11 protein-coding genes and 2 tRNA genes are annotated in these 12,585 nt (G+C 69.3%); 5 read left to right on the forward strand and 8 right to left on the reverse strand.

The features are described from left to right. Positions 1-42: 42 nt before the first annotated feature. Positions 43-1,476: an acyl-CoA carboxylase subunit beta gene (locus IJ15_RS0110250; RefSeq protein ID WP_031938249.1), complete on the forward strand. Its 1,434-nt coding sequence runs from the start codon at positions 43-45 to the stop codon at positions 1,474-1,476. A gap of 96 nt (positions 1,477-1,572) precedes the next feature. On the opposite strand, the gene IJ15_RS0110255 is transcribed toward IJ15_RS0110250, so the two are convergent. From IJ15_RS0110255 to IJ15_RS0110280, 4 genes are all read right to left on the reverse strand, one after another. After that, positions 1,573-2,085 (reverse strand): DUF3145 domain-containing protein, encoded by a 513-nt coding sequence (locus IJ15_RS0110255; protein ID WP_031938250.1) that lies wholly within the window; start codon positions 2,083-2,085, stop codon positions 1,573-1,575. A gap of 154 nt (positions 2,086-2,239) precedes the next feature. Continuing rightward, complete coding sequence (locus IJ15_RS0110265; protein WP_031938251.1) at positions 2,240-3,061, reverse strand: serine hydrolase domain-containing protein; 822 nt, start codon at positions 3,059-3,061, stop codon at positions 2,240-2,242. A gap of 34 nt (positions 3,062-3,095) precedes the next feature. Further along, complete coding sequence (locus IJ15_RS0110270; protein WP_031938252.1) at positions 3,096-4,223, reverse strand: NDMA-dependent alcohol dehydrogenase; 1,128 nt, start codon at positions 4,221-4,223, stop codon at positions 3,096-3,098. A gap of 567 nt (positions 4,224-4,790) precedes the next feature. Continuing rightward, positions 4,791-4,864: transfer RNA gene (locus IJ15_RS0110280), tRNA-Ile, on the reverse strand. Positions 4,865-5,035: 171 nt separating this feature from the next. Here IJ15_RS0110280 and IJ15_RS0110285 point away from each other — a divergent pair. Both IJ15_RS0110285 and IJ15_RS26030 read left to right on the forward strand, forming a co-directional pair. Beyond that, positions 5,036-5,722 (forward strand): 3'-5' exonuclease, encoded by a 687-nt coding sequence (locus IJ15_RS0110285; protein ID WP_031938253.1) that lies wholly within the window; start codon positions 5,036-5,038, stop codon positions 5,720-5,722. Between the two features lie 71 nt (positions 5,723-5,793). Beyond that, positions 5,794-5,940 (forward strand): hypothetical protein, encoded by a 147-nt coding sequence (locus tag IJ15_RS26030; RefSeq protein WP_156112077.1) that lies wholly within the window; start codon positions 5,794-5,796, stop codon positions 5,938-5,940. 66 nt (positions 5,941-6,006) lie between these two features. Here the strand turns inward: IJ15_RS26030 and IJ15_RS0110295 are convergent. After that, positions 6,007-6,079 (reverse strand) — tRNA-Asn (locus IJ15_RS0110295). 135 nt (positions 6,080-6,214) lie between these two features. Between IJ15_RS0110295 and IJ15_RS0110300 the strand changes: the two genes are divergently transcribed. Beyond that, positions 6,215-6,463: a hypothetical protein gene (locus tag IJ15_RS0110300; protein WP_031938254.1), complete on the forward strand. Its 249-nt coding sequence runs from the start codon at positions 6,215-6,217 to the stop codon at positions 6,461-6,463. Positions 6,464-6,497: 34 nt separating this feature from the next. Here the strand turns inward: IJ15_RS0110300 and dnaG are convergent, their stop codons facing one another. Genes dnaG through IJ15_RS0110315 form a run of 3 tightly spaced genes read right to left on the reverse strand, consistent with a single transcriptional unit; the run spans position 6,498 to position 10,430 of the window. Then, a complete protein-coding gene (dnaG, locus tag IJ15_RS0110305; RefSeq protein ID WP_031938255.1) occupies positions 6,498-8,417 on the reverse strand; it encodes a DNA primase in 1,920 nt (639 codons plus the stop codon). 31 nt (positions 8,418-8,448) lie between these two features. Then, positions 8,449-9,738, reverse strand: a complete 1,290-nt coding sequence (locus IJ15_RS0110310) for a deoxyguanosinetriphosphate triphosphohydrolase (protein WP_031938256.1) — start codon at positions 9,736-9,738, stop codon at positions 8,449-8,451. Beyond that, a complete protein-coding gene (locus IJ15_RS0110315; RefSeq protein WP_031938257.1) occupies positions 9,735-10,430 on the reverse strand; it encodes a YdcF family protein in 696 nt (231 codons plus the stop codon). The genes IJ15_RS0110310 and IJ15_RS0110315 overlap by 4 nt, the downstream gene beginning before the upstream one ends. Before the next feature lie 68 nt (positions 10,431-10,498). Here IJ15_RS0110315 and IJ15_RS0110320 point away from each other — a divergent pair, with 68 nt between their 5' ends. After that, complete coding sequence (locus tag IJ15_RS0110320; RefSeq protein WP_031938258.1) at positions 10,499-12,559, forward strand: TPM domain-containing protein; 2,061 nt, start codon at positions 10,499-10,501, stop codon at positions 12,557-12,559. The last annotated feature ends 26 nt before the right edge of the window (positions 12,560-12,585 follow it).

The following is a 12,585-nucleotide window of genomic DNA, read 5'->3' on the forward strand; positions in this document are numbered from 1 at the left end:
CCCGAACCACCGCCCCATATGGGCTCGCTCAAGGAGGACACGATGACTGTCATGGCCCCCGCGACGAACACCGAAGCATCAACCGATCCGCGCGATCCGCTCGCGCGTCTCGCAAAGCTGTTCGATGCCGGTACCGTCGTACCCCTACATACCCGCGACAAGTCCGGAGTGCTCGCCGCCTCCGGTGAGATCGACGGCGTTCGCACCATCGCCTACTGCTCCGACGCCACCGTGATGGGCGGCGCGATGGGCATCGAGGGCTGCAAGCACATCGTTGCGGCCATCGACACCGCCATCGCCGAGGAGGCGCCCGTCATCGGGCTGTGGCATTCCGGCGGCGCGCGACTGGCCGAAGGCGTCGAGGCACTGCATGCCGTCGGCCTGGTCTTCGAGGCCATGGTCCGGGCGTCCGGTCTCGTCCCGCAGATCTCCGTCGTGCTCGGCTTCGCGGCCGGCGGCGCGGCCTACGGCCCCGCCCTCACCGACGTCGTGATCATGGCCCCCGAGGGCCGCGTGTTCGTCACCGGACCGGACGTCGTCAAGAGCGTGACCGGCGAGCAGGTCGACATGGCCACGCTCGGTGGTCCCGACACGCACACCAAGAAGTCCGGCGTCGCGCACATCGCCGCGAACGACGAGGACGACGCCTACCACCGTGCCCGTCGTCTGGTGTCGATGTTCTGCGAGCAGGGCGAGTTCGATCTCGCCGCCGCCGAGCACGGCGACACCGACCTGCGGGCGCTCATGCCCGAGTCGGCCAAGCGTGCCTACGACGTCCGCCCGATCGTGCACGAGTTCCTCGACAACGTCGAGGGCGAATCGAGCTTCGAAGAGCTGCAGGGCAATTGGGCGCGGAGCATCGTCACCGGCGTGGGCCGCCTCGGTGGCCGCACCGTCGGCGTGATCGCGAACAACCCGCTGCGCCTGGGTGGCTGCCTCAACTCGGAGAGCGCCGAGAAGTCCGCCCGCTTCGTCCGCCTGTGCAACGCATTCGGCATTCCGCTGGTCGTCATCGTGGACGTCCCCGGATACCTTCCCGGCGTCAGCCAGGAATGGGAGGGCGTCGTGCGCCGTGGCGCGAAGCTGCTGCACGCGTTCGCCGAGGCCACGGTCCCCCGCGTCACGTTGGTCACCCGGAAGATCTACGGCGGCGCCTACATCGCAATGAACTCGCGCGCCCTCGGCGCCACCGCGGTGTACGCGTGGCCCGAGTCCGAGGTTGCGGTCATGGGCGCCAAGGCTGCCGTCGGCATCCTGCACAAGCGTGCCCTGGCCGCCGCACCGGAGGAGGAGCGCGAGGCCCTGCACGATCGCCTCGCCGCCGAACACGAGGCCATCGCCGGTGGCGTCGGCCGCGCAATCTCCATCGGCGTCGTCGACGAGACGATCGACCCGGCCAAGACGCGCAGCGTCATCACCGCGGCACTGGCCGCGGCGCCGGCAGCCCGCGGACAGCACAAGAACATCCCGCTGTGACACGTCACCGCTGAGCAAAGAGGCCCCGCACTTGCGGGGCCTCTTCGCTTCTGCGCGCCTATGCCGTGGGAGCAGACGAGTACGCAGGGGCTGGGGCTAGCCGACGTCGCGGCGCAGCCAGGTCACCTCGGCGCCCTCTCCCCCGCTGCGGTACGGCTCGAGCACCTCGTCCCACGGCGTGCCGAGGGCGTGCTCGACGGCGGCGGCGAAGCCGTCGGCGCCTTTCGCGAGCAGTGCCCGCAGCCGCATCTCGCCGACGACGACGTCCCCGTTCGCGCTCGTCGATCCGCGCCACAGTCCGAGGCCCGGTACGTGGCTGAACCGTTCACCGTCCACGCCGTCACTCGCGTTCTCGGTGATCTCGAAGTACAGCAGGGGCCAGGCCCGGAGGGCGGCCGCGAGCCGGGATCCGGTGCCGACGGGGCCGGCCCAGTCGCAGGTAGCCCGCAGTGTGCCGCCGGGGGCGGGCTGCGCCGTCCAGCGCAGGTTGGCACGGGCACCGAGTAACGAGGTGAGCGCCCACTCGATGTGGGGACAGACGGCGGCGGGCGACGAGTGGACGTAGATCACTCCGGTCGTCGCATCTGCGAACTGGTTCAACGAGCGCACTGCTACACCTCCAGCATCGACGAGGGACGTCTTCCCCAACGACCTCGGCAAGTGGAGCCGGCTGTGTCGCAATCGCGACCTTCACTATGCGACACAACGTCGACCAGTGTGCCCTGTGATGCCACTGTTACGCCAGTGATAGCAGTAAATTGATCTAGCGAGAGGGCCGCAGTTCGGCGACGACACCGTCGCTCAGTTCCGGCCACAGCGGCTTGGCCCAGTCCCCGAACGCCCGATCCGTCAGCACGACACACGCCGCGCCGACGGCCGGATCCACCCAGAGGAAGGTCCCGGACTGGCCGAAGTGCCCGTAGGTGGCCGGGGAGTTGCCCGAGCCGGTCCAGTGCGGGCTCTTACCGTCCCGGATCTCGAAGCCGAGTCCCCAGTCGTTGGGGCGCTGCGAGCCGTAGCCGGGCAGCAGGCCCGCCAGCCCGGGGAACTGCACGGTGGTGGCCTCGGCATGGGTCTGCGGCGAGATCAGGGTGGGACGCAGCAGTTCGGCGGCGAACCGGGCGAGGTCGCCGGCACTGGCCTGTCCCCCGTGTCCCGCGGGGCCGACGAGCGCGGAGTCCGCCATCCCGAGCGGCGCGAACACCGCCTCGGCGAGGTAGTCGGCGAATCCGATGCCGGTCTCGGCTTCGACGAAGTCCGCGAGCACCTCGAATCCGGCGCTGGAGTAGATGCGCTTGGTGCCCGGCTCCGCCTGCACCTTGTGTTCGCCGAACGCCAGACCCGAGGTGTGCGCGAGCAGGTGCCGCACCGTCGCCCCCGGCGGGCCGGCGGGCTGGTCGAGCTCGATCGCGCCCTCCTCGACGGCGACGAGAGCGGCATACGCACACAACAGCTTCGTGACGGACGCGAGTGGATACACCCGCTTCTGGTCACCGAAATGCGCAATGCCTCGGCTGCCGTCGTCGACGACGGCAGCCGAGGCATTGTCCACCGGCCATTGCCCGATCCAATCGAGAGTCTGCACCCGATCAGACTACGAGGGGCATCCGATCAGTGATTCACCAGTCCGCTTCGGTGTAGCGGATGACGCCGCGGATGTTCTTGTTGTCGAGCATGTCCTGGTAGCCCTCGTTGACCTGCTCGAGCGAGTAGGTGTTGGTGACCATGTCCTCGAGGTTGAGCAGGCCCGCCCGGTACAGGTTGAGCAGGTTCGGGATGTCGACGCGGGCGTTGCAGCCACCGAAGATGTTGCCCTTGAGGTCCTTCTGCAGCATCGACATCAGGAACGTGTTGAGCTTGACGTCCATGTCGGCCATGTGGCCCATCGCGGTGACGACGCAGCGGCCGTTCTTCGCGGTGAGCGTCATGGCGGGATCGATGTACTCGCCCTTCATCTCGCCCACGGTGATGATCGTACTGTGGCACATGCGGCCCCAGGTGATCTCCATGATCGGCACGATCGCCTCTTCCATCGACGGGAAGGCGTGCGTGGCACCGAACTTGAGCGCCTGCTCCCGCTTGAAGGGCGACGGATCGATCGCGAACACGAAGCGTGCGCCCGACGCGACGGCGCCCTGCAGGGCACTCATGCCGACACCGCCGACACCGATGATGGCGACCGACTCGCCCGGCTTGACCTCGGCGATGTTCGTGGCCGAGCCCCATCCGGTCGGGACGCCGCAGCCGACGAGCGCCGCGAGCTCGAACGGGATGTCCTTCTCGATCTTCACGACCGAGGACTCGTGCACCGTCATGTAGGGAGCGAACGTGCCGAGCAGGCACATCGGGATGACGTTCTCGCCGCGTGCCTGGATGCGGTAGGTGCCGTCGGCGATGGCCTGACCGCTCAGCAGCCCCATGCCGAGGTCACACAGGTTGGAATGCCCCTCCGAACACGACGGACAGCGTCCACACGCCGGGATGAACGACAGCACGACGTGGTCGCCCACCTCGACGCCCGTGACACCCTCGCCGACCTTGACGATCACACCGGAGCCCTCGTGACCACCCATCGCGGGGTAGGACGGCATCGGCGTCGCACCGGTGACGATGTGCTGGTCGGAGTGGCACATACCCGCAGCTTCCATGCGGATCTGCACTTCACCGGCAACCGGGTCACCGAGCTCGATCTCCTCGACCGACCACTTCTCGTTCACGCCCCACAGCAGTGCGCCCTTGGTCTTCATTCCAACCGCCTTCCGTACCTGACTACCGATGGCTGTGACGATAGCCACAAATCCTCCAAATTGGAACACGTTCTAGGTGTCGAGTAGTGAACCGGCCCGCTGAGTGGGAGAAATTCCCAGGTCACCGCTCCCTCGGTCATTCCGAAATCGCACCGCGGACATCGCCGCCCGAACACCGGAACAGGTATACGAACAGGTAGAAGTGCGGCGTCCTCGACGGCTCCGATCGGCCAAGCTGGATCGAACCCGATCCACCGACGTCACGATGAAGCGAGGAACCATGAACAGCGGACTACGGACCTTGATCATCCGCACATGGCGCCTGGCCGGCACGAGACGGTTCCGGCGAGTCGCCGACCCCCTGCCCCCGGATCAGCCCGGACGGCAGCTGTACGAATACGACAGCCTCGGGCTCTAGGGACGCCGCGGCACGCACGTCCCCGACGACGGACCCACGGTCACCGGTCGCGCCGATCACCCTGAGCGCCAGCACGTGTCGACGTGTCGGGACCAGTGGCGAAGAACAACGAATGCCCCTTCCTCGACCTCGAGTAAGGGGCATCGACGTGGGGCGGGCGGGGCTCGAACCCGCGACCAATGGATTATGAGTCCACGGCTCTAACCGACTGAGCTACCGCCCCTTGCCGCGGCGATGCGTTGCGGCTCGCCGAATGTTACCGCCCACCCCCGACGGTTCTCGTGTGCGGGGTGGCGCATGTCGCGTGCCCGCCAGGGCGTGTCGGTGCCTGCCCGCAGACTGGGCAGCGACACGATCGAACGGCACGATCCCGCGACACCCGAAGGACCCCGAATTGAAGAACTGGACCACTCGACCGATCTGCGCGTTCGATCTGGAAACTACTGGCCGGGACCCACTCTCGGCACGCATCGTCACCGCGTGTGTGGTGACGGTGGAGGACGGGCGGCCCCGCACCCGCAACTGGATCGTCGATCCGGGTGTCGACATCCCCGAGGATGCCAGCGCGATCCACGGCATTTCGACGGCCCATGCGCGCGAGCACGGCCTCGATTACGAGTTCGGGTACCGGGAGGTCCGCCGGGCCCTCACCGACGCGTGGGCGGCCGGCTACGCCGTCGTCGCGTTCAACGCCTCGTACGACCTCACCGTGATGGACGCCGAGGGCCGACGCCTGGGCCTGCCCCCGATGGACGACTACGGGCTAGTCGTCGATCCGTACGTGATCGATCGGGAGGTCGATCGCTACCGCCGCGGCAAGCGCACGCTGGGGGCGCTGTGCGAGCACTACGGGGTCGAACCGGGGGCGGCGCACGAGGCGGAGTCCGATGCCCTCGCCGCTGCGGAACTGGCGCGGATCCTGCCGCTGCGATTCCCCGAGCTCGCCACGCTCGACGATGTGATGACGAGCCAGGCCGGTTGGCACGCCGAGCGCCAGCGCGACTTCGCCGAGTACCTGCGCCGCGAAGGTCGCGATGCGTCGGACGTCGACGAGCACTGGCCGATCCGGATCGCCGCCTGACGACCCAGGGACCCGCCCTCCCCGGTCTGCGATGATGCCGTGAATCAGCACACACGGACCGGGGAGGGTTCATGGCGCGACTGTCGTGGCAGGGAATGGGCATCGGTGAACTGGTGCGCGCGTGGTGGGACTACCAGCGGTACCGGATGAGGTGGGGGCTGCCGATCCTCATCGTGGGCATCACCGCCGCGGCGCTTGTTCTGGCAACGGGGCGCTGAGACCGATCGACATCTGCGAAACGCAGAAGGTCCCCCACCCGTTAGGGTGAGGGACCTTCTGTTCGGCTCCCCCGGCTGGACTCGAACCAGCAACCGTTCGATTAACAGTCGAATGCTCTGCCAATTGAGCTACAGGGGATTACCTTGGCGGCACTGCCGTTTCCCGCGGTGCCTGGAAAACTGTAGCCCATACCCCCACCCAAGTACCAAATCGCCTGAACAGAGGCGGATCAGGCAGGATGTATCCAGGCAGTTCGACGGGAGGAATCCGGAAATGTTGCGGTTGTTGGTAGGCGTTGCGGCGGGTTACGTGCTGGGCACCCGAGCGGGGCGCGCCCGATACGAACAGATCAGCAAGGCCGCGAAGGCCGTGGCAACCAGCCCCGCCACCAAGAAGGTCATCGAGACGGGCCGGCAGAAGCTGTCGGACTCGCTCAGCACGCAGCCCAAGCTCGAACCGATGAAGCCGATCGACGAGCGGACCACGATCCTGGTCCCCCACGACCAGCTGAGGAAGAACTAGCGGCACCCCGACTCGACGCCGGCGGCACCGACGGTCAGGCGATACCTTCGCCGCTGGTGTCGCCGATCGCCTGATCCAACAGGCTGCGCCGATACTGCTCGAGAGCCACCAGATCGCCGAGCAGCGAATGGAACTCGTCGGAGTCGGTGGTCGGTGAGACCCGCTGCAGTTTGGATTTGAGCTCCGCGACCTGCTCGCCGACCCAGACCTCCTGCAGACGTGCCAGCACGCCGCGGATGTAGCGGGGTGCGGTGTCGTCGTCGGTAGGTAGTGGCTCGACTGCGAGTTCCATCACGATCGACTGCACGACGAGGTCGTCGGCATTGCGTCCGACCGCGTCCACCCACTCGCCCCCGCCGAGGCCGGCGGAGGTCCCGCCTGCCGCGGCGACCGCCTCCCGCACCGCCGCATAGGCCGGATGGGTGAACGTCTCCCCCGGCAGCGAATCGAAGACCGTGCCCGCGACGGCCGGGTACTGCAGTGCCGCCTTGAGGGCGTCGCGCTGGGGCCACAGCGCCGGATCGTTGGGCCGCGGTCGGGGCACCCCGGCCGCCGGAGCGGCCGCCGGGACGTCGGCGACGGGACGCCGCTTGGTCGGTGCGACCCCACCGCCGCGCGCGAACTTGCGCGCCTCGTCCCGCACCCGACGCCGCACGGCGGGAATGTCGTCCCACCCGACCCAGCCGGACAACTGCACGGCGTACCCGTCACGCAGCGTCGGCTCCTTGATCCGCGCGACCACCGGCACGGTGCGGCGCAACGCCTCCACCCGCCCCTCCGCGGTGTCCAGATCATGTTCGGAGAGAAGGGATTTGACGACGAACTCGAACATCGGGGTACGACGCGCGACCAGATCACGGACCGCCGCGTCGCCCGACTGCTGACGCAACTCGCACGGATCCATCCCGTCCGGCGCGATCGCGACGAACGTCTGCCCGGCCATCTTCTGGTCGCCCTCGAACGCCTTCATCGCGGCGGCCTGCCCGGCGGCGTCGCCGTCGAACGTGTAGATCACCTCACCGCGGAAATAACTGTCGTCCATGAGGAGTCGGCGCAGCATCGCGAGATGTTCGTCACCGAACGCGGTGCCGCACGACGCGACCGCGGTCTTCACCCCGGCCAGGTGCATCGCCATCACGTCGGTGTAGCCCTCGACGACCACCGCCTGGTGGCCCTTCGCGATGTCCCGCTTGGCCAGGTCCAGACCGAACAGCACGTTCGACTTCTTGTAGAGGATCGTCTCGGGGGTGTTGACGTACTTGCCGGGCATGGTGTCGTCGTCGAACAGCTTCCGGGCACCGAACCCGATGACGTCGCCCGCGAGGCTGCGGATCGGCCACAGCAGTCGGCGATGGAACCGGTCGATCGGTCCGCGGCGCCCCTCCTTGGACAGGCCCGCGGCCTCGAGTTCCTTCGCCTCGAACCCCTTCGCCATCAGATGCTTCGTCAGGGTGTCCCAGCCGTCCGGGGCGTAGCCGCAGCCGAACTGTGCGGCGGCAGCGGCGTCGAAGTTCCGTTCGGTGAGGTAGTCACGGGCCGCCTGGGCGTCGGGTCCCTTCAGCCGCTCCGCGTAGAACTCCTGCGCCGCCGCGTTGGCCGCGACCAGGCGCGCCCGGGTCCCCCGGTCGCGCTGCACCGACGGGCCGCCGCCCTCGTACGAGATCTGGTAGCCGATCCGATCGGCGAGCTGCTCGACGGCCTCCACGAAGCTGACGTGCTCGATCTTCTGCAGGAACGAGTAGACGTCACCGCCCTCGCCGCAGCCGAAGCAGTGGAAGTGCCCGTGATTGGGCCGGACGTGGAACGACGGGGACTTCTCGTCGTGGAAGGGGCACAGCCCCTTCATCGAATCGCCGCCCGCGCGCTTCAGCGAGACGAACTCGCCGACGATGTCCTCGATCCGAGTGCGTTCACGAACGGCCGCGATGTCTCTGTCAGGAATTCGGCCGGCCACGAAGGCAGTCTAGGCGCTCCGCGCCCGCTGCCTACCCCCAGCTCGCCTGGGCACCCAGGCTCTGCTTGTCGATCCGTTCCAACCGGCTCTCGGTGCACGAGGCGATCTGGTCGACGATCACCCGCACCCGCGCGGCGTCGTCGGCGGCGGCGTGCCACGCGGGCAGGAACAACGGATCCAGACCGGACGGTGCGGTGCGCAGCAGCCACTCCGCGACCCGGTGCACGCGGTCGCGCTGCCGGTCCTGACGATTCCTGTGACCGGCGTCGGACATCACATAGTGCAGCGCGACCGTCTTGAGCAGCGCCACCTCGGCCGCCACGACCGGAGGCACCACGAGGTCGGCCCGATACCGTGTGTGCGGGCCGGGGCCGACGGCCGCCCGGGTGCCGCCGACGGCCGCCGACGCGAACCGACCCACCAGTTCGCTCGTGAGGTTCTTCAGCGCCACCGAACTGGCGAGGGTCCCGTCGTAGTCGCCGACCGAGGCCACCACCGGCAGCCGCGACAGCCGTTCGGCCGCCTCCGCCAGCTCGTCGACGACCAGGCCCGGGAACTGCCTGGCCCCCACTTCGGCCAGCGCGCGCACCTCCACCGCGTCGCCCAGCACCCGCAGGTCGATGCGGCCGGCGATCACCCCGTCCTCGACGTCGTGCACCGAGTAGGCGACGTCGTCGGCCCAGTCCATCACCTGCGCTTCCATGCACTGCCGGCCCTCGGGCGCGCCCTCGCGCACCCACGCCAGCACCGCCGCGTCGTCGTCGTAGGCACCGAACTTCGCGCCGGGCCGCGGCCGGGTCCACGGGTACTTGATCGCGGCATCGAGTGACGCCCGGGTGAGGTTGAGCCCGACGCTGCGCCCGTCCGGGTCGAGGATCTTCGGCTCGAGGCTGGTGAGGATCCGCAGGTTCTGCGCGTTGCCCTCGAAGCCGCCGCAGCTCGCGGCGACCTCGTCGAGGGCCTTCTCGCCGTTGTGCCCGTACGGCGGATGCCCGATGTCGTGGGCCAGGCCGGCCAGGTCGACGAGGTCGGGATCGAGCCCCAGCCCGTCGGCGATGCCACGACCGATCTGCGCCACCTCGATCGAATGCGTCAGCCGGGTACGCGGGGTGTCGCCGTCCCGCGGACCGACCACCTGGGTCTTGTCCGCGAGTCGGCGCAGTGCCGCCGAATGCTGGACGCGGGCACGGTCACGGGAGAACGCCGAGCGATGCTGCGACGACTCCACCGTCGGCGCCAGTCCCGCGGTCTTGGGGGCCTCGGCCACGCGCCGGTCCAGATCGTGCGCGGTGTAGGCCGCGTGCGTTGCGGGATCGGTCACTGGCCCGCCGTGTACTGGAAGTCCGCCGAGAAGTGGGTGAGCTGGTACCACAGCAGAGCGCCTGTCTCCCTCGTGATTCCGTGCAACTGCGATTCCCTGGTGATCACCGCGGGCCCCTGACGGGTGGGTGCGGTCCACGCCTCGAGGCCCGCGTCGCGGGCCATGGTGCGGGTGCGCAGCGAATGCCACGGATCGCTCACCAGCACCGCCGAGTGCATGCCCCGTTGCCCCATCTCGCGACTGACCGCCTCGACGCTGAGCAGGGTGTCGGAGCCTTCCTCGACGGCGAGAATCGCGTCGGCGGGCACGCCCTCGTCGATCAGGAAGTTCTTCCCGGACGCGGCCTCGGTGTACTGGTCACCCTCCTGCTTTCCGCCGACGGTGACGATGGCCGGGGCCACACCCTGTTCGTAGAGCTTGCGGGCCTGGTCCAGCCGGGCCTCGAACACCGACGACGGGGTGCCCGCGTACTGCGCGGCGCCGAGCACGACGATCGCATCGGCGGGCGTGGTGTCGGTGATCCGCGCGACCTGCCACACCCGGAAGGCCGTGCCGCCGACCAGAACGAGGCCGATCAGCACGGTCCCGAGCACGACCCGCCCGGTCCAGCGGGCCACCGCGGCACCGAACGAACGGCGCGGCACGGGCCGGGGCGACAGTCCCGGGGGGTCGTAACTGGGGGCGGTACTCACGCCCCGATTCTGCCAGTCGCCCGCCCGGGTCGCCGATGACGACGCGCAGCACCGGATAGATTCCTCGTATGGCACACGCACCGTCGCGTTCACTCGCTCGCCAGTTCACGCCGCACCGATCGGTGGCCGCGACGGCCGTCGCCGCGTTGCTCGTCCTGGGCACCCTCCTGTTCGCGCCCGCAACGGCCACGGCGGAGGCCCCGCTACGGCTACCCGACCACATCACCGACCTGTCGGGGGTGCTCGACTCCGGTCAACGCTCGGACGTCCAGGACGCACTCGACACGCTCTTCGACGAGCACAAGGTCTCGCTGTGGGTGGTGTACGTCGCCGACTTCGACGGACTCTCCGAGGAGGCGTGGACGGAGCAGACCGCGAAGCTGAGCAGCCTCGGCAACAAGGACGCACTGCTCGCCGTCGCCACGACGGACCGTTCGTACTACTTCGATGTCCCCGAAGCGCTTTCGGACGTCACCAATGCAGAGATCGCGTCGATCCGCACCGACTCCGTGGAACCTGCACTGCGCGAGCGGGACTGGCCCGGTGCCGCGATCGCCGCGGCGGGCGGGCTCGGGGACGCGATGACCGCCTCGGGCGCGTCGTGGACGATTCTCGGCGTCGGGTTCGGCGTCGTGGCGGTCGCGGGTGGCGGCGTCTACCTCTACTCCCGCAAGAAGCGGGGCGACCGGCTCGACGCCGCCGTCGCCGCGGCCCGCCAGGTCGATCCCACCGATCCCGAAGCTCTTGCCGCGCTGCCCGTTCCGGCTCTCGACGCACTCGCGAAGGACGCCCTCGTCGAGATGGACAACGCCCTCCGCACCAGCGAGGAGGAGCTGAACCTGGCCGTCGGCGAGTTCGGCGCCGACGCCACCGCACCGTTCACGGCGGCCTTCGAGCAGGCCCGCGGGACACTGGCGGCCGCGTTCACGATCCGCCAGCGGCTCGACGACGACATTCCCGAGACGCCGCAGCAGCAGCGCGAGATGCTCACCGAACTCATCACCACCTGCGGACGCGCCGACCGCGAACTGAACGCCCGGGTCGCGGAATTCGACGCGATGCGCGACCTGCTGATCGACGCCCCCTCGCGCCTGGATGCGCTCACCCAGGAGGTCGTCGCGCTCACCGTCCGCGTTCCGTCGGCGGAAACTGCGCTCGCGTCACTGCGAGGCGAGTTCCCGGCCTCGGTGCTGGCGACCGTCGAGAAGAACCCCGACATGGCGCGTGAACGGATCGCGTTCGCGGAGCAGAACATCGCGGCCGGGCGCGAGGCGACGACACTGCCGGCCGGCAAGCAGGGTCCGGCGGTGGTCGCGATCCGCGCGGCGGAGGGTGCGCTGAACCAGGCCCGGCAACTACTCGATGCGGTCGCGCGGGCCGACACCGACATCCGGCACGCCATCGCGACCCTGCCGGCGGCGATGGCCGACGTGCAGGAAGGCATCTCCGCGGCCTCAGCCCTCGCCCAGCAGGGTGGGCCGAAACTCGCCGAAGCGAAGGCCGCCGCCGAGGCGGCACTGCGGAATGCGCAGGCCGCGAAGGACACCGATCCGCTGGGCAGCTTCACCCAGGTCGTCGACGCGGACGCGAAGCTCGACGCCGTGCTCGCCGAGGCACAGGAGGCCCGGCAGCAAGCCGATCGCGCCCGGCAGCGCCTCGACCAGGACCTCACCGCTGCGGCAGCCCAGGTCAGTGCTGCGGCGGACTTCATCTCCACCCGGCGCGGCGCCGTCGGCGCGGAGGCCCGCACCCGGTTGTCGGAGGCGCAGCGGCACCTGCAGGCCGCACAGCAGCTCGCCGACACGGATCCGTCGACGGCGCTGCAGCACGCGCAGTCCGCCACCGAACTGGGGTCCCGGGCACTGTGGGCGGCGCAGGCGGACGTGAACCGGTATCAGGACGATCAGCGCAACCAGCGCCCGCCGAGCGGCGGCGTGTCGGGGGGCGGCGGCAACGCGGCCGGCGCGATCCTCGGCGGCATCCTCATCGACAGCATGCTGCGCGGGAGCCGCGGCGGCGGCAACTGGGGCGGCCGCGGCAGCGGAGGGTGGGGCGGACCCGGCCCCGGATCGTTCGGCGGGCCCAGCAGTTCGGGCCGGATCGGCCGTGGCGGCGGTGGCCGCTTCTAGACCCCGAACGGCCGAATGTCACATGC

It is taken from the genome of Prescottella defluvii (assembly GCF_000738775.1).
Taxonomy (GTDB): domain Bacteria; phylum Actinomycetota; class Actinomycetes; order Mycobacteriales; family Mycobacteriaceae; genus Prescottella; species Prescottella defluvii.

Excerpts from the sequence above, each read along its gene's own strand:
- IJ15_RS26030 (WP_156112077.1), top strand. The coding sequence starts at position 5,794 with ATGGCGCGACTGTCGTGGCAGGGAATGGGCATCGGTGAACTGGTGCGC.
- IJ15_RS0110320 (WP_031938258.1), top strand. The coding sequence starts at position 10,499 with ATGGCACACGCACCGTCGCGTTCACTCGCTCGCCAGTTCACGCCGCAC.
- IJ15_RS0110300 (WP_031938254.1), top strand. The coding sequence starts at position 6,215 with ATGTTGCGGTTGTTGGTAGGCGTTGCGGCGGGTTACGTGCTGGGCACC.
- IJ15_RS0110250 (WP_031938249.1), top strand. The coding sequence starts at position 43 with ATGACTGTCATGGCCCCCGCGACGAACACCGAAGCATCAACCGATCCG.
- IJ15_RS0110270 (WP_031938252.1), bottom strand. The coding sequence starts at position 4,223 with ATGAAGACCAAGGGCGCACTGCTGTGGGGCGTGAACGAGAAGTGGTCG.